At 60.6% G+C, this 22,892-nt stretch carries 23 protein-coding genes; 10 read left to right on the forward strand and 13 right to left on the reverse strand.

The window, feature by feature from the left end:
* Positions 1-68: 68 nt before the first annotated feature.
* Complete coding sequence (locus ACSQ3J_RS17805) at positions 69-533, reverse strand: Lrp/AsnC ligand binding domain-containing protein (protein ID WP_037099784.1); 465 nt, start codon at positions 531-533, stop codon at positions 69-71.
* Positions 534-602: 69 nt separating this feature from the next.
* Positions 603-1,766, reverse strand: a complete 1,164-nt coding sequence (locus tag ACSQ3J_RS17810) for a M20 aminoacylase family protein (protein WP_436039690.1) — start codon at positions 1,764-1,766, stop codon at positions 603-605.
* A gap of 141 nt (positions 1,767-1,907) precedes the next feature.
* Between ACSQ3J_RS17810 and ACSQ3J_RS17815 the strand changes: the two genes are divergently transcribed.
* From ACSQ3J_RS17815 to ACSQ3J_RS17825, 3 genes are read left to right on the forward strand one after another with little or no spacing between them, the layout of a single operon-like run.
* Positions 1,908-3,032 carry a D-alanyl-D-alanine carboxypeptidase family protein gene (locus ACSQ3J_RS17815; RefSeq protein ID WP_436039692.1) on the forward strand — a complete coding sequence of 375 codons (1,125 nt, stop codon included), beginning with the start codon at positions 1,908-1,910 and terminating at the stop codon, positions 3,030-3,032.
* A gap of 28 nt (positions 3,033-3,060) precedes the next feature.
* Positions 3,061-4,218: a CobW family GTP-binding protein gene (locus tag ACSQ3J_RS17820; protein ID WP_060506432.1), complete on the forward strand. Its 1,158-nt coding sequence runs from the start codon at positions 3,061-3,063 to the stop codon at positions 4,216-4,218.
* A gap of 20 nt (positions 4,219-4,238) precedes the next feature.
* Positions 4,239-4,994 carry a DUF930 domain-containing protein gene (locus ACSQ3J_RS17825; protein WP_060506431.1) on the forward strand — a complete coding sequence of 252 codons (756 nt, stop codon included), beginning with the start codon at positions 4,239-4,241 and terminating at the stop codon, positions 4,992-4,994.
* On the opposite strand, the gene ACSQ3J_RS17830 is transcribed toward ACSQ3J_RS17825, so the two are convergent.
* The 7 genes from ACSQ3J_RS17830 to ACSQ3J_RS17860 all read right to left on the reverse strand — a co-directional run bounded on the left by ACSQ3J_RS17830 (position 4,991) and on the right by ACSQ3J_RS17860 (position 11,175).
* Entirely contained in the window at positions 4,991-6,271 is a 1,281-nt protein-coding gene (locus tag ACSQ3J_RS17830; RefSeq protein WP_060506430.1) for an RNA polymerase sigma factor, read from the reverse strand. The two genes, ACSQ3J_RS17825 and ACSQ3J_RS17830, sit on opposite strands and share 4 nt — an antisense overlap.
* A gap of 70 nt (positions 6,272-6,341) precedes the next feature.
* Positions 6,342-6,764, reverse strand: coding sequence for a YciI family protein (locus ACSQ3J_RS17835; protein ID WP_060506429.1), 423 nt, complete (start codon positions 6,762-6,764; stop codon positions 6,342-6,344).
* A gap of 172 nt (positions 6,765-6,936) precedes the next feature.
* On the reverse strand, positions 6,937-7,167 hold the full coding sequence (locus ACSQ3J_RS17840; RefSeq protein ID WP_436039696.1) for a sulfurtransferase TusA family protein: 231 nt from the start codon (positions 7,165-7,167) through the stop codon (positions 6,937-6,939).
* On the reverse strand, positions 7,167-8,837 hold the full coding sequence (locus ACSQ3J_RS17845) for a L,D-transpeptidase family protein (RefSeq protein WP_436039698.1): 1,671 nt from the start codon (positions 8,835-8,837) through the stop codon (positions 7,167-7,169). The genes ACSQ3J_RS17840 and ACSQ3J_RS17845 overlap by 1 nt, the downstream gene beginning before the upstream one ends.
* Before the next feature lie 202 nt (positions 8,838-9,039).
* Entirely contained in the window at positions 9,040-9,993 is a 954-nt protein-coding gene (locus tag ACSQ3J_RS17850) for an acetyl-CoA carboxylase carboxyltransferase subunit alpha (RefSeq protein ID WP_436039700.1), read from the reverse strand.
* A gap of 79 nt (positions 9,994-10,072) precedes the next feature.
* The gene (gene xerD, locus ACSQ3J_RS17855; RefSeq protein ID WP_436039702.1) at positions 10,073-11,029 is read right to left on the reverse strand and encodes a site-specific tyrosine recombinase XerD; all 957 of its coding nucleotides are present in this window, start codon (positions 11,027-11,029) and stop codon (positions 10,073-10,075) included.
* Positions 11,026-11,175 (reverse strand): hypothetical protein, encoded by a 150-nt coding sequence (locus ACSQ3J_RS17860; protein ID WP_037099764.1) that lies wholly within the window; start codon positions 11,173-11,175, stop codon positions 11,026-11,028. Before ACSQ3J_RS17860 ends, xerD begins: the two co-directional genes overlap by 4 nt.
* 158 nt (positions 11,176-11,333) lie before the next feature.
* Between ACSQ3J_RS17860 and ACSQ3J_RS17865 the strand changes: the two genes are divergently transcribed.
* The 3 genes from ACSQ3J_RS17865 to ACSQ3J_RS17875 are packed head-to-tail and all read left to right on the forward strand — an operon-like array spanning position 11,334 to position 14,381.
* Positions 11,334-11,912, forward strand: a complete 579-nt coding sequence (locus ACSQ3J_RS17865; protein ID WP_037099760.1) for a shikimate kinase — start codon at positions 11,334-11,336, stop codon at positions 11,910-11,912.
* A gap of 4 nt (positions 11,913-11,916) precedes the next feature.
* Complete coding sequence (gene aroB / locus ACSQ3J_RS17870) at positions 11,917-13,050, forward strand: 3-dehydroquinate synthase (RefSeq protein WP_060506424.1); 1,134 nt, start codon at positions 11,917-11,919, stop codon at positions 13,048-13,050.
* Complete coding sequence (locus ACSQ3J_RS17875; RefSeq protein ID WP_060506423.1) at positions 13,047-14,381, forward strand: HlyC/CorC family transporter; 1,335 nt, start codon at positions 13,047-13,049, stop codon at positions 14,379-14,381. Before aroB ends, ACSQ3J_RS17875 begins: the two co-directional genes overlap by 4 nt.
* Positions 14,382-14,400: 19 nt before the next feature.
* On the opposite strand, the gene ACSQ3J_RS17880 is transcribed toward ACSQ3J_RS17875, so the two are convergent.
* Both ACSQ3J_RS17880 and ACSQ3J_RS17885 read right to left on the reverse strand, forming a co-directional pair.
* Complete coding sequence (locus ACSQ3J_RS17880) at positions 14,401-15,984, reverse strand: caspase family protein (RefSeq protein WP_060506422.1); 1,584 nt, start codon at positions 15,982-15,984, stop codon at positions 14,401-14,403.
* Between the two features lie 219 nt (positions 15,985-16,203).
* On the reverse strand, positions 16,204-16,485 hold the full coding sequence (locus ACSQ3J_RS17885) for a BolA family protein (RefSeq protein WP_037099750.1): 282 nt from the start codon (positions 16,483-16,485) through the stop codon (positions 16,204-16,206).
* 152 nt (positions 16,486-16,637) lie between these two features.
* Here ACSQ3J_RS17885 and ACSQ3J_RS17890 point away from each other — a divergent pair, with 152 nt between their 5' ends.
* The 4 genes from ACSQ3J_RS17890 (at position 16,638) to ACSQ3J_RS17905 (ending at position 21,397) form a co-directional block, all read left to right on the forward strand.
* Entirely contained in the window at positions 16,638-17,273 is a 636-nt protein-coding gene (locus tag ACSQ3J_RS17890; protein WP_112834521.1) for a J domain-containing protein, read from the forward strand.
* Positions 17,274-17,366: 93 nt separating this feature from the next.
* Positions 17,367-18,362: a cobaltochelatase subunit CobS gene (gene cobS / locus ACSQ3J_RS17895; RefSeq protein ID WP_060506421.1), complete on the forward strand. Its 996-nt coding sequence runs from the start codon at positions 17,367-17,369 to the stop codon at positions 18,360-18,362.
* Positions 18,363-18,365: 3 nt separating this feature from the next.
* Complete coding sequence (gene cobT, locus ACSQ3J_RS17900) at positions 18,366-20,270, forward strand: cobaltochelatase subunit CobT (protein WP_436039706.1); 1,905 nt, start codon at positions 18,366-18,368, stop codon at positions 20,268-20,270.
* Between the two features lie 161 nt (positions 20,271-20,431).
* Positions 20,432-21,397, forward strand: coding sequence for an esterase-like activity of phytase family protein (locus ACSQ3J_RS17905; protein ID WP_436039893.1), 966 nt, complete (start codon positions 20,432-20,434; stop codon positions 21,395-21,397).
* A gap of 57 nt (positions 21,398-21,454) precedes the next feature.
* Here ACSQ3J_RS17905 and ACSQ3J_RS17910 read toward each other — a convergent pair whose 3' ends face one another.
* Positions 21,455-22,093, reverse strand: a complete 639-nt coding sequence (locus tag ACSQ3J_RS17910) for a VUT family protein (RefSeq protein ID WP_436039707.1) — start codon at positions 22,091-22,093, stop codon at positions 21,455-21,457.
* A gap of 163 nt (positions 22,094-22,256) precedes the next feature.
* Positions 22,257-22,553 carry a 50S ribosomal protein L28 gene (gene rpmB / locus ACSQ3J_RS17915; protein WP_037163865.1) on the reverse strand — a complete coding sequence of 99 codons (297 nt, stop codon included), beginning with the start codon at positions 22,551-22,553 and terminating at the stop codon, positions 22,257-22,259.
* Between the last annotated feature and the right edge of the window lie 339 nt (positions 22,554-22,892).

The following is a 22,892-nucleotide window of genomic DNA, read 5'->3' on the forward strand; positions in this document are numbered from 1 at the left end:
GCACAATATGGAATTTCGCGAAGGCTGCAATTTGAGATTGAGGAACGGGACGGCGGCGCCGGCGCATATCAGCCCAGCGGCAGCGGCCCGTCGTTCTTGATTTCTTCCATGACGGCGTAAGTCCGCGTTTCCTTGACCCCCGGCAAGGTCCACAGCACCTGGCCAAGGAAATTGCGATAGGCGTTCATGTCTTCGAAGCGCGTCTTGACGAGATAGTCGAAGCCGCCGGCCACCATGTGGCATTCAAGCACGGAGGGTGCCTGTTTGACCGCCTCGGCAAATTTGTCGAACACTTCAGGCGTCGTCTTGTCCAGCATCACCTCGATGAAGACGAGCAACCCGAAGCCGAGTTTGTGCGGGTCGAGCCGGGCGCCGAAGCCGGAGACATAACCCTCTTTCAGCAAACGGCGCAGCCGCTCGCTGGTGGCCGTGGGGGAAAGCCCGATGCGGTCGGCCAGTTCCAGATTGGTAATCCGGCCATCCGCCTGCAGGATGTTGAGGATCCGGCGGTCGATCTTGTCTATTTCATGCATGGGATGCCTCCAAACCCTTCGGCGCGCAAAAACCCATCTGCGCGCCATGTCTTCAATGGCGAAAGCAGCTTAGGCCGCCAGCCGCATTTCGGCGAGCCTCACCCAATAGGAAATGCCGTGCGGGATTGCCTCATCGTTGAAGTCATAGGCCGGGTTATGCAGACCGGCGGTATCGCCATTGCCGATGAAGACGAAGGCGCCCGGACGGGCCAGCAGCATGTAGGAAAAGTCCTCACCACCCATCATCGGATCGAGATCGCCCGATACCTGGTTCTCGCCCGCGATGTTTGCCGCCGCCGAAAGCGCGTGTCGGGTTTCTTCGCGGTGGTTGACCGTGACCGGATAATTACGGGCGTAGGAGACCGTGACCTTGGCGCCATAGGCGGCACCGAGGCTCTCGGAAATCTGCTTGATGTGCTGCTCGGCGAGATCGCGCACTTCCGGCATCAGGGTGCGAACCGTACCGCCGAGCGTGGCCTGCTCCGGGATGATGTTATGGGCAAAACCGGCGTTGAACTTCGTTACAGAGACGACGACGGAGGAGAGCGGGTCGACCGAGCGTGAGGCGATGGTCTGCAGCGCGTTGACGATCTGCGAGCCGAGCACGATCGGATCGATGGTCTTGTGCGGCTGGGCAGCGTGACCGCCGCGGCCATCGATGGTGATGGTGAATTCATCGGTGGAGGCCATGATCGGGCCGACACGGCTACCGAACTCACCGACCGGCATGCCCGGCATGTTGTGCATGCCGTAGACTTCCTCGATGGCGAACCGCTCCATCATGCCGTCCTTGACCATCTCGTGGCCGCCGGCGCCGCCTTCTTCGGCCGGCTGGAAGATCACCGCGACCGCGCCTTTGAAATTGCGTGTCTCTGCGAGGTATTTTGCAGCACCGAGTAGCATGGCGGTGTGGCCGTCATGGCCGCAGGCGTGCATCTTGCCCGCGGTGGTCGAGGCCCAGGGCTTGCCGCTGGTTTCGGTCATCGGCAGCGCATCCATGTCGGCGCGCATGCCGATGGTGCGGCCTTCGCCGAGATTGCCCTTGATCAGGCCGACGACGCCGGTGCGGCCAAGGCCGGTCACGACTTCGTCAACGCCGAATTCGCGCAATTTATTTTCGACGAAAGCTGCCGTATTTTCGACGGCGAACAGCAGTTCCGGCTTGGTGTGAAGATGGCGGCGCCATTCAGTGACTTCGGTCTGGAGCTCTGCTGCGCGGTTCAGAATAGGCATTTTGGCTTCCTGTGGGTCCATTGCGGGCATGGGATACGGGATATTCGGCATCGGCACAAAGAATGGTCTTTGCCATCTCCTCGCCATATAGGTTAAATAGCCGGACGATACGAGGCAATTCCCGAAATTTCGAGGTTTGATGTGACAACTGGAATTCGCAAGACTGGCGCGTTGAAGTTATTCGCAGTCCTGACGGGCGCCTGCGCGTCGCTGCTTTCTGCCACCCTGCCAAGTGCTGCCAATCCGCAGCTGGTTGTCGATGTCAGTTCGCTGAAGGTCTACGAGCAGCGGGAAATTTACCAGAAATGGTATCCGGCCTCGCTGACCAAGCTGATGACCGCCTACACGACTTTCCGCGCCCTGAAATCCGGCCAGCTGACGCTCGAAACCCCGGTGGTGATGAGCAAAAACGCCGCGGGCGAACCGCCGAGCAAGATGTTTTACAAGCCCGGCCAGGCCGTCACGCTCGACAGCGCATTGAAGATGATGCTGATCAAGTCGGCCAACGATATTGCGGTCGCGATTGGCGAGACAGTCGCCGGTTCGGAGCCTGCCTTCGTCAACCAGATGAACGCCGAAGCCAAACGGATCGGCATGACCTCGTCGCATTTCATCAATCCGAACGGATTGCCGGGTGCCGGTCAGTATACGACGGCGCGGGATCTTGCGGTTCTGGCGATCACCATCAAGCGCGAGTTTCCGGAATACGCGCCGTATTTCGCCTATGAGGGTTTTACCACCGGCAAGAAGAATTATCCCAACTTCAACATGCTGATCGGCCGCTTCGATGGTGCCGATGGCATGAAGACCGGGTTCATTTGCGCTTCGGGCTTCAATCAGGTTTCTTCCGCCACGCGCAATGGCCGTGCGGTCGTCTCTGTCGTTCTCGGAGCAGACAGTCTTGGCGGGCGGGCGGACGAGTCGGCGCGACTGCTTCAACTCGGTTTGACCTCGAGCGGCGGCGGCAAGCCGGGCCTTGGCCAGATCGCGCCCTATGGCGAGACCCGCGACATGGTCGCCGATGTCAGCAAGGAAATCTGCAATCCGAAGGCTGCCAAGGTGCGTTCGGAAAACCGTGACGAAGGTGGCCGGCAGAAATTGCTGTCGCCCTATATCCACGAGATCAACCGTCCGCTGAACCTTGTTGCCGCCGGGCTTATCCCGGGCACCGAGAAGGCGGCTGACGTCAAGGGCAAGGCACAGACGGAGGCCGCCCAGGGCGATGTCGCCAATGTGCCGGTCCCGGTTCCGCGTCCCGTCTTCTGAGCATCCCGCATACTGATCGGATAAATCCATGAGCCCTGTTTTGAACGCCGTGCCGGTGTCGATCCTCACCGGTTTTCTTGGTGCGGGAAAGACCTCGCTGCTCAACCGGCTGCTGAAGGATCCTGATCTCACCGATACCGCCGTGATCATCAATGAATTCGGCGACGTCTCGCTGGATCATCTTCTGGTCGAGGCATCGAGCGACGGGATCATCGAGCTGTCGGATGGCTGCCTGTGCTGCACCGTGCGCGGCGAACTTGTCGATACGCTGGCCGATCTGATGGACCGGATGCAGACCGGCAAGATCAAGCCGTTGAAGCGCGTCGTTATCGAGACCACCGGTCTTGCCGATCCGGCGCCGGTGCTGCAGTCGGTGATGGGCAATCCGGTCATCGCCCAGAGCTTCCGGCTCGATGGCGTCGTTACCGTCGTCGATGCGGCCAATGGTCTGTCGACGCTCGATCATCACGAAGAGGCGGTCAAGCAGGTAGCGATGGCCGACCGGCTGGTGATCAGCAAGATGCAGCTTGCGACGCCGGATGCGGTGATCACGCTGAAGGCGCGGTTGCGAGCGCTCAATCCACGCGCGCCGATGATCGATGGCGATCTGCCTGAAGCGGGCAAGGCCGAACTCTTTCATTGCGGGCTCTACGACCCGGCAACCAAGATCGCCGATGTTGGACGCTGGCTGCAGGATGAGGCGGTGGCAGACCACGATCACCATCATGATCACCATGACCATTGTGGCCATGAAAACTGCGGTCATGACCATCATCACGATCACCACCACCATGATGAAAACCGGCATGGCGCCGATATCCGCTCGTTCAGCCTCGTGCATGACCGGCCGATCGATCCGATGGCGCTGGAAATGTTCGTCGACCTCCTGCGCTCCGCCCATGGTGAAAAGCTGTTGCGGATGAAGGCGATCGTTTCGATGTCGGACAATCCGGACAGGCCGCTGATCCTGCACGGCGTACAGACGGTGTTTCATACGCCGCAGCGCATGGCGGCCTGGCCCGACCCGTCCGACAGGCGCACCCGCATGGTGCTGATCACCAAGGACCTGCCGGAAGCGTTCGTGCGCGATCTCTTCGACGCCTTCACCGGCAAGCCGCGTATCGACCGGCCGGACCGGCAGGCGCTGGAAGACAATCCGCTCGCGGTGCCCGGGCTCAGGATGTAACACACCGGCAAGGGGCTGGCATGTTTCTCGAGGCGGGCGAAGTCATCGGCAACATGCGGGCGCCAGCCTCTGCTGCCAGCCGCCCCGGCGGCTGGAGTGTCAGCGCCTCTCTTGGCTTCCACCTGCTGATCGGGCTCGCTCTCCTTCTCGCGGTAGCGCCGCGCCCGCAGGGGCCTTCATCGGAAGAGAGCGTCAGTGTCGATGTTCTGACGCCGCAACAGTTTGAAGCCGCAAGCAGGGCGCCGGTTGCCGAGGCACAAATCCCGGCTGAGCCCTTGCCTCAGCTCGTGGACGATGCGTCGTCTCAGCCATCAACCGAAAGCCCCGCGCCAGATTTTGCCAAGCTGCCGACGGACCGGCCACCTGCGCAAGCACCCGTCATGGTTCAGGCAACACATCTGCGGTCGGCAAAGGTTCTGGCCGATCCGCGCAGCGCCAAGGCGCGCAAGACGCTTGGGCAATTGGCACCGTCCGAGCGCATCGTCCAGCTCTGCAATATCGAAGCGATGGAACAGGTCCATCTCTGGGAAGCGGCGCTGAAACCGGATTTTCTGGTTGCCTATGCGATGGCGGATACCGAATTTTCCGGACAAAAGCTGACGGCCCATGGCGGCGCGTTTCGCAGCAAAGGCCGTTGGTATAATATCGGCTTCAACTGCGAGGTGACCCCGGACCTGAAGCAGGTCGTGTCGTTTGCCTTTGCCGTTGGCAGCGAGATTCCGAAAGGCGACTGGGCCGAACACAACCTGTTGGCTGACGATGGCCCTGCGGATTAGCCGGCGCGAACGGCTCCACGGCCGCAGGCGGCAGCGCGGCCGAGAAAGAACGCTTTTTCACGAGCATTGCGGGTAAGATTTGCCGCCCGCTCGAATTCGACCCTGGCTTCATCCAGCCGCCCGGCGCGAAAGAGGAAATCGCCTCGTGCTGCCGGCAGGGGAGCATAGGCGTGCAAGCCCGCTGCGGGATCGATTTCATCGAGGCGCGCGAGGCCTGTTTCCGGTCCGAAAGCCATGCAGTGTGCGATCGCCCGATTGAGGTCGACCACCGGAGACGGCATGATTTCGCGCAGCGTGTCGTAGAGCCCGGCGATTTTCTGCCAGTCCGTGTCCTCCGCCTTGCGGGCGCGGGCGTGGCAAGCCGCCAGCGCCGCCTGCAGGGCATAGGGACCGTTGGCGCCGCCGAGTGCTTCGGCGCGCTCAAGGGCAGCAAGCCCGCGGCGGATCAGCAACTGATCCCAATGGGCGCGGTTCTGCTCTGTCAGCAGGATCGGTGAACCGTCCGGGGCGGTGCGGGCGTTGAGGCGGGAAGCCTGGATTTCCATCAGCGAGAGCAGGCCCAGCACTTCCGGCTCGCCCGGCAGCAAGCCGGCGAGGATACGGCCGAGACGCTGGGCTTCGGCGCACAGGGCAGGACGGATCAGGTCCTCGCCGGTGGTAGCCGCATAGCCCTCGTTGAAGATCAGGTAGATCACCTCCAGAACCGATGACAGGCGTTCCCTGCGTTCAGGCCCGCGCGGCACGCCGTAGGTCAGGCCGGCATTGCCGAGTGTCTTCTTGGCCCGCACGATCCGCTGGGCGATGGTCGCTTCATTGGAGAGAAAGGCGCGGGCGATCTCGTCGGTTGTCAGGCCGCCGATCAGCCGCAAGGTGAGTGCTGCACGCGCTTCCGCCGACAGGACGGGGTGGCAGGCCGTGAAGATCAGCCCCAGCAGTTCGTCACCGAGATCGTCGTCCAGTGCAGCTTCCACATCCTCGACGCTGGTATCGCGTTCGTCTTCGAGGTCGCGGCCGATTTCGGCATGTTTGCGGGTGAGCATCTTCTTGTGCCGAAAGCCATCAATGGCCCGCCGCTTGGCCGCTGCCATCAGCCAGGCGCCCGGATTTTTGGGGACACCGGTTTTCGGCCATTCGGACAGGGCGATCACCAGCGCGTCCTGCGCCAGTTCTTCGGCAAGGCCGACATCCCTGACCATCCGGGCCAAGCCGCCGATCAATCTGGCCTGCTCGATCCGGAAAACAGTCTCTATCGCGTGATGCGTTTCGTTTACTGCCATGCATCCCGCTTAGGCGAGGAGCAAGGCCTGCGTCAAGCGGGGGGGGCGGCTTGACGCAGCTTGACGGGTTTTAGCGCTTGGCTGCCTTTTCGCGCAGACGTTCTTCCTGCTCGGCCAATTCCGGCGTAAACGCCTCGCCGAAGTCGGCTGCTTCGAACACCTGGCGGATTTCCAGCTCGCTTGGGCCAAGCATCGGGTTTGGGCAACGCTTGGCCCATTCGATGGCTTCGGCCATGTCCTTGACTTCCCAGAGCCAGAAACCGGCGATCAGCTCGCGGGTTTCGGCAAAAGGGCCGTCGATAACAGTACGGCTTGGCCCATCGAAGGCGATCCGCTTGCCCTTGACCGAGGGATGCAGGCCTTCGCCGGCCATCATGATACCGGCGTTGACCAGTTCCTCGTTGTATTTACCCATGGCTTCCAAGAGGTCGGTCGTCGGCATGATGCCGTCTTCACTGTCCTTCGTCGCCTTTACAATAACCATGACACGCATCGTATTCTCCCTTGGGTGAAGGACGCCGGATTGGCCTTCCTGATCATACGACGAACGAGTTGTGGTCCGATCGACATCAATTCAAATTTTTTTTGAAGAATTTTTCAGAACGCGATCGACAGGATAGAACGAAGCAGGCCGTCAGATGGGGTTTGAGGCAAAACGGTAGCGCTCAAGCCTTCTTGCGAATGACGAAACGATGGCCGCCCGCCAGCGTCTCGGATTGCTCCAAGCTGTGGCCGTCTTCATTGCAGAAATGCGTGATGTCGATGATGGCAAGCGGATCGGTCGTCTCGACCGTGATCAGCGTGCCAGGAGCAACGGTCAGCATGCGCTTGCGGGTTCGCAAGACCGGCAAGGGGCATTTCAGCCCCTTGAGGTCATAGACCAGGCTGTCAGGCATCAATTGCCCCAGAGTTTCCAGAACGGACGCTTCTTCGGCTGCTCGGCAACGGCATGCTCGGCGATTGGCGCAACCTCGGTACTGGCCACTGTCTGCGCTGCAGTTTCCGTGGCCTTTTTCGCCGTTTCGGTGGCTGCAGGCTTGGCCGTGGCTGTGACCTGCTGTTGGACGACAGGTTGCTGAACGGCAACGTTGGCGGCCGTCATGGCTGCAGGCTGAGATGTCTGGGCGCCATTGCCGCCCTTGGCAAACAGGCTGCCCCAGAACCCCTTTTTTGCAGGCGCCGGCTCGGCAATTTGCTCGGCCACAGGAGCAGTCTGGATCGTGGCAGTTCCCTGTTTTGCGGCTTCCAACGGTTTCTGCACGGCTTCCGCGCCGTTTGTCCCGGCTGCAGCTACGATTGCTGTTTGCTGGGCCGTATCGACAGGTGCGGCAGCGGCTGGCTGCAACTGTTGCGCGTTATCAGCGCTTTTGGAGAACAGGCCTCCCCAGAAACCCTTCTTGGCCGCCGTCTGTCCGACGGATGCCGTCTCAACCGGGCGCGGCAACGGGTTCTCGGCCGGTACTGGCACGCTCTTGCCGTCGCGAGTGGATTTTGCGAGCTCGGCCTGCTGGATTTCGATTGCCTTCTTGGCCTCTTCCAGTTCGGCCCGGCGGGCTTCCTGCTTTTCGAGATCGGCAACCTTCATCAGCTTGCCGGCGTCGAGCGAGGTACCGGTCGGGGCGTAAGCCAGTTCCTTGCCGACACGCTGCTTGGCGACGATCGCCTTGCGCTCGGCCTCAGTGGGCTCATACCAGACCAGACCGTCAAGCTTCTTCGTCGCCTTGGCGTAGTCGTCGTTGTATTTCTTGTTATAGCTCGCCAGTGCGCCCTGCATTGCTGCTGGCGTCGACAGCGCCGGGCATTGACCGGTCGGCGAGAATTTACCGTCGGTCTGCTGGTTGAAGACGTATTTCTTCTCGCAGATGTTGACTTCCGGCGGCCGCTTGGTGATCTCGAACTGGTCATAGCCGGGCTTCAGCATGTTCCAGAAGTCGATGTTCGGACTGTTCTTGTGGCGCGCCATGTTCTCCGCAGTCATGCGGAAGGGCAGGGCCTGCAGCTGGATTGCCTGCTGGCCGCCCTTGTAGGCGTCACGCGATAGCGCAAAGATTTCCTGCATCTGCTCGTCGGTCATCGAGTAGCAGCCGGACGAGGAGCAGGCGCCGTGGATCATCAGATTGGTGCCGTAGCGGCCGTTGGCCTGGTCGTAACGGTTGGGGAAGCCGGTATTGATCGCGAGGTAATAGCTGGAATTCGGGTTCATCTGACCGGGGGAGATCGGATAGAACCCTTCTGGCGCCTGACGGTCGCCTTCCTTGACCTTGGGGCCGAGCTTGCCGGACCAGGCGCAGATCTTGTATTGGCGCAGCATCTCGAAACGGTTGGACGTATTGGCCTTCCAGACTTCGAGAACGCCTTCTTCCTTGAAGATGCGCAGCATGATCGGCGAGTCCTTCGCCATGCTCATTGCCTGCATCTTCTGGACGATCTTGCCGGAGAGCTGGTAATTGACCTTGCTGGAAACCTTCTTCAGGTCGACGTCGACTGTGTCCATCGCCTCATTGGCGGTGCAGCTCGCGAGCAGCGCAGCGATGGCGGCTGTGGCAACAAGATGTGTCAAACGCATCGGCATAGGTCCATCAAGAAAATTGTCGAACGTGGCGTTCCCGCTTCGGCAGTCCACAGGGAATCAATATTCCCTTATACTTCACAAAATATTAACCCTAGAAAAGCGCCTTACCGCAAGCGTTCCAGAGCGCACGAATATGGCCAAGGTTGGACCGCGCGCTCCGTTTTCACTCTGGACTGTCCAAAACCGGCAAATGTGATTAGAGCTGACGCCCGATGGCCAGGTATTTCTGGCGGCGGTCGGAGCGCAGCTGGTCGCCCGTGCGGCCCGAAAGCTCCTTGAGTGCGTCGGCGATGACCGTGCCGGTCTTCTCGATCACGGCATCGGGATCACGATGTGCGCCGCCGACCGGTTCGCCGATGATACCGTCGATGATGCCCAGCGACTTCAGGTCCTCGGCGGTGATCTTCATGTTGGTCGCAGCTTCCTTGGCACGCGTCGAGTCGCGCCAGAGGATAGAGGCAGCGCCTTCCGGCGAGATCACGCTGTAGATCGAATGCTCCAGCATATAGACGCGGCTGCCGGTGGCGATGGCAATCGCCCCGCCGGAACCGCCTTCGCCGATGACGACGGAGACGATCGGAACGCGCATGTTGAGGCACATTTCCGTCGAACGGGCGATAGCTTCCGCCTGGCCGCGCTCTTCGGCGCCGATGCCGGGATAGGCGCCGGCGGTGTCGATCAGGGTGATCAGCGGCAGGCCGAAACGGTCCGCCATTTCCATGACGCGGATCGCCTTGCGGTAACCTTCGGGACGGGCGCTACCAAAATTGTGCTTGATGCGCGATTTGGTGTCGTTGCCCTTTTCCTGGCCAATGACCGCGACAGGGGTGCCACGGAAGCGCGCCAGACCAGCCTGGATCGCCTCGTCATTGGCAAATTTCCGATCGCCGGCGAGCGGCGTGAATTCGGTGAACAGATTGGCGGCATATTCCTGGAAGTGCGGGCGCTGCGGATGGCGCGCAACCTGCGTCTTCTGCCAGGGGTTCAGCTTGGAATAGATTTCGGCCATCGCCTCGCGGGTGCGGACTTCCAGACGCTCGACCTCGTCGGCCGTGTCGATGCTCTCGTCCTCGCTGGCAATCTTCTTCAGCTCGTGAATCTTGCCTTCGAGATCGGAGATTGGTTTTTCGAAATCGAGATAATTGTGCATGTGATGCGTTTCCGATCATATTGCGTCAGTGGCTTCGGACATGACGATCCCGTCGTCCCTGCCAAGGGTTCTGGCGCTCCTAATCCTGTTTTTTCGCCTGTTTGGCAAGAGGGTGATGGTTCTGGACCAGCTGATGCAGCCGTTCTTCCAGTACATGTGTATAGATTTGTGTCGTTGAAATGTCCGAATGCCCGAGAAGTTCCTGCACGGCGCGAAGGTCGGCGCCATTGGCCAGAAGATGGCTGGCAAAGGCATGGCGCAGCACATGCGGCGAGATCGCTGCAACGCGGATGCCGGCGCGGGCGGCGAGATCCTTGAGGTCGCGGGCAAAAACCTGACGCGGCAGATATCCCGCCTTGCCGGAGGAGGGGAACAGCCACGGGCTTTCCGGCGGTGGGGTTTCCTGGGCGGCATTGTTGCTGGCCATCGCCGCGCCATAGGCCTGCATCGCCCGGATCGCCGCATGCGACAGCGGTACCATGCGCTCCTTGTTGCCTTTGCCGCGCACGACAAGAAAACGTCCATTCTGGGCAAGCACCGAGGCTGGCAGCGAAACCAGTTCGCTGACGCGCATGCCGGTGGCATAGAGCAGCTCGATCAGGGCGTGCATGCGCAGGCGGGCAACAGGATCGTTGCCGCCTTGCGCTGCTTCCTGCTCCGCTTGGCCGATCAGCTTTGAAACATCGTCGATGCTCAGCACCTTCGGCAGCGACCGGGCTTTTTTCGGTGCGTCGAGAACGCCGGTCGGATCGTCGGTGCGCAGCCCCTCGGCATAGAGAAATTTGTAGAACTGCCGCAATGCCGACAGCCGGCGTGCCTGCGACGAGGCCTTGAACCCCTGCTGGGCCAGATGCTGGAGATAGGCACGCAGGTCTTCGGAGGCGGCATCCGTCGGCTTGACGCCGCGCTGCTTGAGGAAGGAATAGGCGTCTTCCAGATCCCGCTCATAGGAGACCAGAGTGTTGTTTGCGGCGCCCCGCTCGGCACTCATCATCTCCAGGAAGGATTCCATATGGGCGGCTGAGAGATCGATCATTGCGGTTTGTTGACCCGCTCGGAAGGGATGCGGATGGTCACGTCGCGCTCCACCGGATTGACGAAGGTTACCAGCGCGATCATCGTTCCATAGATCACGCCGGCGATCAGGGCGCAGATGAACAGGAACCGGAACAGGCTGGGCATTTTCAACTCCTAGGGTCAGGGGTCTATATGACCATGCCTGTTTGCAAGTGCAAGAACCGCTGTATCGCACCGGATTCCGGTTGCCTTGTATGCCGTGAAGTCTTGACGCTTCCGGCTGATTTGTCGATACCGGAACGGAACGGGGAAATTGAAACTGCATGAGCGACGTGATTGAACCGGTTTCCGAAGCGCTGATCGAGCGGGCGAAGGCCGCGCTCGGGCGACGAAACCTCGTCTTCGTCGGTCTGATGGGGGCCGGAAAATCGGCGATCGGCCGGATGACCGCGTCGGCGCTCGGGGTTCCCTTCGTCGATTCCGATCATGAGATCGAGCGCGTGTCGCGCATGACCATCAGCGAACTGTTCGCAGCCTATGGCGAGGACGAGTTTCGTGCGCTGGAGGCCCGCGTCATCAAGCGGCTGCTGAACACCGGCCCGCGCATCGTCTCCACCGGCGGCGGCGCCTATATCAACGAGCGCACCCGCAAGCATATAAAGCGGCACGGCCTGTCTGTCTGGCTCAATGCCGAACTCGACGTTCTGTGGGAGCGCGTCAACAAGCGCGACACCCGCCCGCTGCTGAAAACTGAAAACCCCAAGCAGACGCTCGAAAACCTCATGCACGCCCGCTATCCGATCTATGCACAGGCGGATCTGACCGTGCTGTCCCGTGATGTGAAGAAAGAGGTGATGGTGGAAGAGGTTCTCGCCGCTCTTGCCGCCATGCCGAAGAAGTGAAGCCATGACCACTGCCAGCCTGTCCGCCGCCCGTAAAACCGTTCGCGTCAACCTGGGCGACCGTTCCTATGATATTCTGATCGGCCCCGGCCTGATCGCCACCGCCGCGGACGAGATCGCCGGCCGGCTGAAGGGGCGGCGCATGGCTGTGATCACCGACGAGAATGTCGCGCCGCTCTATCTCGAGCCGCTGATGGATAGCCTGAAGGAAAAGGGCATCACGGCCGTGTCGCTGGTTTTGCCGGCGGGTGAAAAGACCAAGAGTTTTGAACATCTGATCCCCGTCTGCGAGGCGATCCTCGGCGCCCGTATCGAGCGCAACGATGCGGTGATCGCGCTCGGTGGCGGCGTCATCGGCGATCTCACCGGTTTTGCCGCCGGGATCGCCCGGCGCGGCTCGCGCTTCATCCAGATCCCGACCTCGCTTCTGGCACAAGTGGATTCCTCCGTCGGCGGCAAGACCGGCATCAACTCGCCGCACGGCAAGAACCTGATCGGGGTCTTCCATCAGCCCGACCTGGTGCTCGCCGATACCGACGTGCTGGATACGCTGAGCGAGCGCGAGTTCAGGGCCGGTTATGCCGAGGTCGCCAAATACGGGCTGATCGACAAGCCGGACTTTTTTATCTGGCTGGAAAACAACTGGCAGGCCGTGTTTGCCGGTGGCGACGCCCGTATCGAGGCGATCGCCATCAGTTGTCAGGCGAAAGCCGATGTGGTTGCGGCCGACGAGCGCGAGAATGGCCGCCGTGCGCTGCTCAATCTCGGGCACACATTCGGGCATGCGCTGGAGGCAGCGACACTGTATGATGGTACGCGCTTGGTGCACGGCGAGGGCGTGGCGATCGGCATGGTGCTGGCGTATCAGTTCTCGGCGCGCATGAATCTGGCAAGCCCGGACGACGCCAAACGTGTGGAAGCGCACCTGAAGACGGTCGGCTTGCCGACGCGCATGGATGAAATCCCTGGCACCCTGCCGCCTGTGGACAAACTGATGGATGCGATTGCCCAGGATAAGAAGGTCAGCGGTGGCAAGCTTACCTTCATCCTGACGCGCGGCATCGGCCAGTCGTTTGTCGCCGATGACGTTCCGGGATCGGAAGTCAGCGCCTTTCTGAAGGAAAAGCATCCGGGATGAGCAACGAGACATTCACACTGTTTCTGGCTGACTACGGTCCGGGCATCCTGATCATTGTCGCGATGATCCTGCTATCGGCGTTCTTTTCGGGCTCGGAGACCGCGCTCACGGCTGCGTCCCGGTCACGCATGCACACGCTGGAGAACAATGGTGATGAGCGCGCTGGACTGGTCAACCGCCTGATCGAGCGCCGCGACAGGCTGATCGGTGTGCTGCTGATCGGCAATAACCTGGCCAATATCCTGTCGTCGTCGATCGCAACCAGTCTGTTCCTGCATTTCTTCGGAGCGTCCGGCGTTGCCTATGCGACGCTGGCGATGACGGTCATTCTGGTCATCTTCGCCGAAGTGTTGCCGAAGAGCTGGGCGATCGCATCGCCGGACCGGTTTGCGCTTGTCGTTGCCCGGGCGGTCGATATCGTCGTTCGCATTGTCGGTCCGGTCTCCAGCCTGGTGAACTGGATCGTCCGGCGCATTCTCGGCCTGTTCGGCATCAACCTGTCTTCGGAAATGCCGATGCTGACGGCGCATGAAGAGTTGCGCGGGGCTGTCGATTTCCTGCATCGCGAAGGGTCCGTCATCAAGGCTGACCGCGACCGGCTTGGTGGCGTTCTTGATCTCGGCGAACTCGAAATCTCCGACATCATGATCCACCGCACGTCGATGCGCGGCATCAATGCCGACGATGCGCCGGAAGTGGCGGTTCGCGCGGTGCTGGAAAGCCCCTACACCCGTATGCCGGTCTGGCGGGGATCGACCGACAACATCATTGGTGTCGTGCATGCCAAGGATCTGTTGCGGGCCCTGGCTGAACCGGATGTCGAGCCGGAAAATCTCGATATTGTCCGGATTGCGCAAAAGCCGTGGTTCGTGCCCGAAACCACCAATTTGAAAGAGCAGCTCAATGCCTTCCTGCGCCGCAAGGTGCATTTCGCCATCGTCGTCGATGAATATGGCGAGGTGCAGGGTCTGGTGACGCTGGAGGATATTCTGGAAGAAATCGTCGGTGATATCTCCGACGAGCATGATATCGAAATCCAGGGCGTGCGGCAGGAGGCGGACGGTTCGGTCGTTGTTGATGGCAGCGTGCCGATCCGCGACCTTAACCGCGCACTCGACTGGAACCTTCCGGACGAGGAGGCAACCACGGTGGCTGGTCTTGTGATCCACGAATCCAAAACGATTCCCGAAGAACGGCAGGCGTTCACGTTTTACGGCAAGCGCTTCACCGTGATGAAGCGGGTGAAAAACCGGATCACGCGGCTGCGGATCCGGCCGGCCGATGATGTAACAATGCCCTCGCTCGCGGTGAAGAGCGAAGGCATCGAATGATTGGCAGGCTGCGTTAAGCCTAGCGGCTGCCGATGATACCGCCAAGGGCGCCGCCGAGCAGGCCACCGGCAAAGGCCGCGCCTGCCGGATCCATGCTGCTATTTCCCTGTCGTTCGACAGGACCTTCCAGGGTTGCGCCATCGTGCTGCCGCTTGACGCGCTGCCCAGCCACTTTCTGGCGAACCGGGTTCTGTGCCTTGCGAACCGCGATGGCAGCTTTCTGCGCTTCGTACTGCGCGCGGATCTGCGGCATCATCGGATCGGTCTGCACGACCAGGAACATGTGTTGCTGCTGCGTCAGGTAGGTTGTCTCAACCATGCCGTTCTGCTGTTGCCATGCCCCGATCGCTGCGCGAGAGCGGGCGCCGAGCGCACCATCCGCACCACCGGTGACATGACCGAGTGCGCCGAGCCGCAGTTGCAGATCGATCCGGCCTTCCTTGTCGAGGTTGAGCGTGGTTTCCGTTTCCGGCGTTCCGATGCTCAGCTTGACATCATCAGGCATGGCAACCGCGGTACGGACCTGCGAAGCCGAGGCTGCTGCCTCGCCGGCAGGGGCAATGGAAGCAATTTGCGTGGTCGCCGTTGCTTTCAATTGGTCGAGATTGAGCTTGGCAAGGGTGGCGAAATTGCCGCTCGGATATTGCTGCAGGTAAAGCTCGTAATGGGCGACGGTGTTGCGCTTGGAAGCTTCTTCCCACAATTTCTGCTCGACGGTCCAATTGACGTCGTTGGCGCCGGCGGAAGCCGTTTCACCGGAAGGCTTTGCTTCGGAGGGGATGGTAACAGCGGCCTGCGCTGCCGGATCGCCGCCGATAAAGACTTCGCGGGACAGCGAGGCGTTGTGCCAGGGATGCTGCGCGCCGCCGGTCGCTTCCGAAACATCGGCGCGAACCCGCGTCAGTGCACTCTGGATTTCAAGGCCCGGCGTCGTCAGATGCCGCGCAAGGGCAGTGGTATAGGGGCTGTTGATGCCCTTGCCGTCATACGCAACGGCGCCGGGATCGGTTGCATAGGCGATGAGCAGGCCGCCCGCGCCGGCTGCCTGATTGTTGGCCTGTACCGGCGCCAGCCCCACGCCCATCGAGGCGGAGCGGCTGGCTGGCATCACCTTTGCCAAGGAACGCGCTAGCGGATTGTCGCGGCAGGCATCGAGGATGATGATGCTGACGGCCGGGTCCGGCGGCAGGGCGGCCAGGAACTTTTCGGCAGGGACGGTGCGCGTTTGCAACTGAGCTGCCTTTTCCAGCTGTGCGTCGACCGGCACGAGATAATTGCGTCCATCGACCTGCAGGCCGTGGCCGGCATAGTAGACAACGGCAATGTCGGCGTCATAGGCGATCTCGGTGAACTGATCGACCAATGCGCTCATCGCCGTCTTGTCGAGATCTTCGCCTTCGATGACGGTGAAGCCTGCCGTGCGGAACGTTTCCGCCATCAGTTTGGCGTCGTTTTTCGGATTTGGTAACTCGACTGCGTGCTTGTAGGCGCTGTTGCCCATGACGAGGGCTACTTTTTTACCGGACGGCGTTGCTGCCGATACCTCGCTGAATGATAGAAACGCGGCGACGAACGCCGCGACAAGCCCAAACCTCCTGAGCATCGTCTTGACCTCAAAAATAGAGGGCTCACCGGACAACCTTGAACCGGCTCCGCCTGTGATGAAAATTTTCTGTATGTCGTAATAAAGGAACGGATCGTACGATCCGACTATTCTGTCGTCCCATCTGCAATTGTAGATGTTGGCCACAATTTCGTCAATTCAGCACGAATTAGACCCTTCGATCCCGGTTCGTTGCTTCACTAAACGCTATCGCTATCCTTACCAGCGGGTTGTTTCCCCGGGAACAGCCGGTTCAAGGGCGAGCGCATGCAATCCCGCGTCGATTTCGGCCTTCAGGACATCATTGATGGCTCGATGGCGAGCGACGCGGCTCATGCCGATGAAAGCGCTGGAAACAATTCGCACCCGCATATGGGTTTCGCCGGTGCCGTCGATATCGGGATGGTGGCCGGCATGCAGGTGGCTTTCGTTGACAACAATCAATCGTTCGGGAGAAAAGGCCGCGGTGAGCTTGGTTTCGATGCGGCTTTGAAGTGACATGTTTTAGCCCCGTTTCTCTGGCTTTTCCGTAGGTTCCGATCTCGATCGGGCAACCTGTGCGGGATTGCTTTTTGCGCGGTGCAAAATGGGTTCACAAAGCCTGCAACATTCCGATTTGTCAATTCTTGTTGTGGCGTCCGCCACGCCCCATAATTAGCGCCATGAAACTCGATTCAAAATACTTCGACGGGATACGGACGCGCCGCAGGGTGACCCAGAAACCCGAGCCGATGGCACCCAAATGCCAATGGGACGGGTGCGAGGAGAATGCTGTTCATCGTGCACCCGTGGGCCGCCACGCGGAAAACGAGTTTTTCATGTTCTGCTTCGAGCACGTCAAGGAATACAACAAGGGCTACAACTACTTTTCCGGCCTGTCTGATAACGAGATTGCCCGCTATCAGAAGGAAGCCATCACCGGCCACCGGCCGACCTGGACTGTCGGCGTCAACAAGAATGCCAAGAATGCGCCGCAACAATCGCATCAGCGCTCCGGTTCCGCCGGTGCGCAGGCCCGCATGCGCGATCCCTTCGGCTTCGTCGATCAGGCACGCGCCCGCGCCAACCGGCAGGAGCCGCGGCTGCGCAAACTGAAAACGCTGGAGGCCAAGGCCTTCGAAACGCTCGGTCTGCATGCCAATGCGACTGCGGCAGATGTGAAATCGGCTTACAAAGAGCTGGTAAAAAAGCATCACCCCGATGCAAATGGCGGAGACAGGGGATCGGAAGAGCGTTTTCGCGCCGTGATCCAAGCATATCAATTGTTAAAACAGGCTGGCTTCTGCTAGGAACCCGTCTTATTACGGTCACACATTTATAAAGGCATAGACGGGAACGCCCCCGCTAATCGAGTCAAGGGGCTTTACCGTGCTGGAGACATGATGAGCAAGGTAGACCTCGACATTTCCAACCTCCCCGATACGACAGTTTCCGTCCGTGACGTCTTCCGTATCGATACCGATCTGCGCGTGCCGGCCTATTCGAAGGCCGATGCCTATGTGCCTGATCTCGATCCCGACTATCTCTTCGACCGCGAGACGACGCTCGCCATTCTCGCCGGCTTTGCGCACAATCGCCGCGTCATGGTTTCCGGCTATCACGGCACCGGCAAGTCGACCCATATCGAACAGGTCGCGGCCCGACTCAACTGGCCCTGCGTACGCGTCAACCTCGACAGCCACGTCAGCCGTATCGATCTCGTCGGCAAGGATGCCATCGTCGTCAAGGACGGCATGCAGGTGACCGAATTCAAGGACGGCATCCTGCCCTGGGCCTACCAGCATAATGTGGCGCTCGTTTTCGACGAATACGACGCCGGCCGCCCGGACGTGATGTTCGTCATCCAGCGCGTGCTGGAATCATCCGGCCGCCTGACGCTGCTCGACCAGAGCCGCGTCATCCGCCCCCACCCGGCTTTCCGCCTGTTCGCAACGGCCAACACCGTCGGCCTTGGCGATACGACCGGCCTCTATCACGGCACGCAGCAGATCAACCAGGCGCAGATGGACCGCTGGTCGATCGTCACCACGCTGAACTACCTGCCGCATGACAACGAAGTCGATATCGTCGCCGCCAAGGTCAAGGGCTTCACCAAGGAGCGCGGCCGCGAAACCGTCTCGAAGATGGTTCGCGTTGCTGATCTCACCCGCGCGGCCTTCATCAACGGCGACCTGTCGACCGTCATGAGCCCGCGTACCGTCATCACCTGGGCTGAAAACGCACATATCTTCGGCGATATCGCTTTTGCCTTCCGCGTTACCTTCCTCAACAAGTGCGACGAGCTTGAGCGTGCGCTGGTGGCGGAACACTATCAGCGCGCCTTCGGTGTAGAGCTGAAGGAAAGTGCTGCCAATATCGTGCTCGAAGCCACGGCCTGATCCATGGCAGGCCGGGGCGATAATTCGAAAGCAAGGCCGGCCGGTGTCGTGGATGTGGAGCCATTCCGCCGCGCACTGACCGGTTGCATCCGCTCGATTGCCGGGGATTCGGAAATCGAGGTCGTGTTTGCCAACGAGCGCCCGGGCCTTTCCGGCGAGCGCATGCGGCTGCCCGAAATTTCCAAGCGGCCGACACGCCAGGAACTCGCCGTCACCCGCGGGCTTGGCGATTCGATGGCTCTTCGCAAGGCCTGCCACGATGCCCGCATCCACGCGACCATGGCCCCGCAGGGGGCTGATGCGCGCGGCGTCTTCGATGCCGTCGAACAGGCGCGCGTCGAGGCGATCGGTTCGTTGCGCATGACCGGCGTTGCCAGCAACCTCACCTCGATGCTGGATGAAAAATACGCCCGCGCCAATTTCGGCAATATCGACCGGCAGGCGGATGCGCCGCTGGAAGAAGCCGTTGCGCTGATCGTGCGTGAAAAACTGACCGGCCAGAAGCCGCCTGCGTCGGCCGGCAAGGTGCTCGATCTCTGGCGCGATTTCATCGAGGAAAAAGCTGCCGGCGACATGAAGGAACTGTCTGCTGCGGTCAACGACCAGCAGGCTTTCGCCCGTGTCGTGCGTAACATGCTGACATCGATGGAGATGGCCGAGAAATACGGCGACGAGGATGTCGAGCCGGACGACCAGGAAACCCAGACCGACGAAGATCAGCCGCGCAGCCAGGAGCAGGATGAAAACAGCTCCGACGAGGATGCCGGTTCCGACGCAGCGCCCGCCGACGAGAACGAATCTGCCGACGAGCAGATGGACGAAGGCGAAATGGACGGCGCCGAAATCTCCGAAGAGGAGATGTCGGATGACGGCGAGGACGACAGCGAAACGCCTGGCGAGGTCAAGCGGCCGAACCATCCTTTCGACGATTTCAACGAGAAAGTCGATTACGGCGTCTTCACCGAGGAATTCGACGAAACCACCACGGCCGAGGAGCTTTGCGACGAGGCCGAGCTCGACCGTCTACGGGCGTTCCTCGACAAGCAGCTGGCACATTTGCAGGGTGCCGTTGGCCGTCTTGCCAACCGGTTGCAACGCCGCCTGATGGCGCAGCAGAACCGCTCGTGGGAATTCGATCTGGAAGAGGGTTATCTCGATTCAGCGCGGTTGACGCGCATGATCATCGACCCGATGCAGCCGCTGTCGTTCAAGCGGGAAAAGGATACCAATTTCCGCGATACGGTCGTGACGCTGCTGATCGACAATTCCGGCTCGATGCGCGGCCGGCCGATCACGGTTGCCGCCACCTGTGCCGACATTCTGGCCCGTACATTGGAACGTTGCGGCGTCAAGGTCGAGATCCTCGGCTTCACCACCAAGGCCTGGAAGGGCGGGCAATCGCGTGAAAAATGGCTGGCCAGCGGCAAGCCGCAGACACCGGGCCGCCTCAACGATCTGCGCCACATCATCTACAAGTCCGCAGATGCCCCGTGGCGCCGCGCGCGCCGCAATCTCGGCCTGATGATGCGTGAAGGCCTGCTGAAGGAAAACATCGACGGCGAGGCGCTGATCTGGGCACACAACCGGTTGCTCGGCCGCTCTGAGCAGCGCCGCATCCTGATGATGATATCGGATGGTGCGCCGGTCGATGATTCCACCCTGTCGGTCAATCCGGGCAACTATCTCGAGCGGCACCTGCGTGCCGTCATCGAGCAGATCGAGACGCGCTCACCGGTCGAGTTGCTGGCGATCGGGATCGGTCATGATGTGACGCGCTACTACCGCAAGGCCGTGACCATCGTCGATGCCGACGAGCTCGCCGGCGCGATGACCGAGCAGCTTGCTTCGCTGTTCGACGACGAGAGTTCCCGCCGCCGGGCCGCGCCTGCGCGGCGGCGTGCGAGCTGATAATATTGTCTGACCGGTGCGTCGCGTGGCGCCCCGGTCTTGCTTTGCATATTCTTTGATTTTTCCGGAGCTGCTTTGCGCTCCATGCCGGCCTGCCGGAAGGACGTCTTTTGAAAGCGACACTGATTCAAGCAGCCGCCTTTTCCCTGCTTCTGGCCGTCATGCCATCGGTTGCGGCACCGTTGGCGCCCTCGGAAATCGTTCCGGTAAAGAGCCGGCAGATTGAAAACTTCAAGATCGGTTCAGACCAGAAGCTGTTCGGCAAGCTGGAATTTATCGGCGGTATCGAGATGTCGTCGTCGAACGCGCTGCTTGGCGCGATCTCATCGATCCGCTTTCGCCCGGACCGGAAATCCTTTCTTGCGATCATGGACACGGGGCATTGGGTCGAAGGTGCAATCGAGCGTGACCAGCAAGGCCGGCTGGCAGGCACGAGCGATCTGACGGTCACTTCGATGATCGATGCCAACGGGCGGTCTGAACAGGTCAAGGAGCGCATGGACTGTGAAGGCGTGGCGTTGCGCGATGGTATGGTCCTTGCAAGCTATGAGGGGCTCCACCGCGTCGATGTCTATCCGGATCCCGGCTTTGCCCAATCAGGGCCGCTGGCGAGCTTGCCGCTTCTTATCCCGGCCACCGCGCTGCGGGGCAATCGCGGTCTTGAAACCATCGCGGTTTCACCGAAGGACAGCCCGCTTGCGGGCGGCGTCACTGTGGTTTCCGAGCTGAGCTTTGACAGCAATGGGCATCTCCTGGCCGCCGTCCTCGATGGTCCCCGCAAGGGTATTTTCGGTGTTGTTCGAAAAGGCCCGTTCGCGGTGACTGACGGCGCGTTCCTGCCCAATGGCGATTTTTTGATTCTGGAGCGCCGCTTCAGCTTCGCCGAAGGTATCGGCATGCAGATCCGCCGCATCAAGGCTGACGATATCAAGCCCGGTGCCGTGGTCGATGGAGAGGTCCTGCTCAACGCCGATATGGGCTACCAGATCGACAATATGGAAGGCCTGGACGTTGTCGTCGAACCCGGCGGCGATATTCGCCTCATCATCGTTTCCGACGACAATCACTCCATTCTCGAGCGCAACCTGATGCTGGAATTCCGGTTGCTCGAACAGAATCCGGCATAAGAAAAAACCCGCACCACGGGGTGATGCGGGTTCAGTTCTTTTATCCAGCTTTCCAGATCAGGCGTTTGCCTTCACTCCCGGCATCGGCTTTATCACGTTCATCAACGCGCCATAGGGCAGCAGCATCACCAGGCCGACGATGATCTTGACGCTGAGGTCGCCGAGCGCCCAGGAGATCCAGCGCGGCGCCTCTGCGGTCATTATGCCGAGGATCGGGGCGCCTTCCAGCGCGAAAGGCTCGTTCGGGCCGAAGAAGACGAAAAACGCGGCAAAGGCGAACGAGAAGAAGATCGCCGTATCGAGGAAGGAGCCGAACAGCGAGCCGACCAGCGGCGCGCGCCACCAGCTCTGTGCCCGCAGCTTGTTGAACACCGAGATATCCAGAAGCTGGCCGAGCAGGAAGGCGGAGCCGGACGCGATCGCGATGCGGGGGCTGGCCACCAGCACGGATAGCAGGACCGCCACCGCGAAACCGGCGACAACCACCTTGCGGGCTGTGCGGGGGCCGAACTGGCGGTTGGTGAGATCTGTGACGAGAAAGGCGATCGGATAGCTGAAGGCGCCGAAAGTAAGGAGATCACCCAGCTGCATGCCGGCGATCGAGCCGGGCAGGGGGTACTGGACCAGGAAATTGGAGGCCACGACCACGAGGGTCATCAGCGCGACATAAGTTAGGAACGTGCGGTTTGTCAGCATTTTTTTATCCTGGGGTATGCCACCAGTTGGAGTCATCTAAGCCCGCAGTTTGCCGTGGTTTGCACCCGGTAGACCGCGAACGGTTTAGCGTCAATCTTGCACGAGAAAAAGGCTCGCCGGTTGCCCTGGCAAGCCTTTTAATCTGTAAAGCCAAGAGTGCCGATTAAGCGGCGACAGCTTCAGCCGTCTTCTTAACGATCTGGCGGCGCAGCAGGCGAGCGCGCATCGACAGCTCGACTTCGTCAGCCTTGATCAGGAATGCGTCGAGACCACCGCGGTGTTCAACCGAACGCAGGGCTGCGGCCGAAACGCGCAGACGGTAACGCTGGCCGAGCACGTCGGAAATCAACGTAACCTGGCACAGGTTCGGCAGGAACTTGCGCTTGGTCTTGTTGTTTGCGTGGCTCACATTGTTGCCCGACTGGACGCCCTTGCCGGTCAATTCGCAACTACGGGACATGATGCACCTATTTTTCTTTTCGCCTTCGGTCCATGCGTTGGCGGGCCGTAAGCCCAGGCCGCATTCCGTTGGCCATGATTGGAAAGTTGCGGTTCTATAGTCAGCGAGAGCCGCGGCGTCAAGCCAAACCTTCGTTTTCCGGGAAAAACTCTTGAGAAACGCGGGGTCCATCAAGCCGGAGATACCGTTCGGTTCAGATTCTTTCCGTGCCTATACATCTTTACTGCGACCAATTCCACTTTATTGCTCCATGGGTTAAGCCTTGTGGCAAAAGCGGGTTTTCCGGCGCAGAAATGCCGCAAACCCGCCCTATCGCCTAAGATTAAGTGAACGGACGTG

This window comes from Rhizobium sp. LjRoot98 (assembly GCF_964252935.1).
Taxonomy (GTDB): domain Bacteria; phylum Pseudomonadota; class Alphaproteobacteria; order Rhizobiales; family Rhizobiaceae; genus Pararhizobium.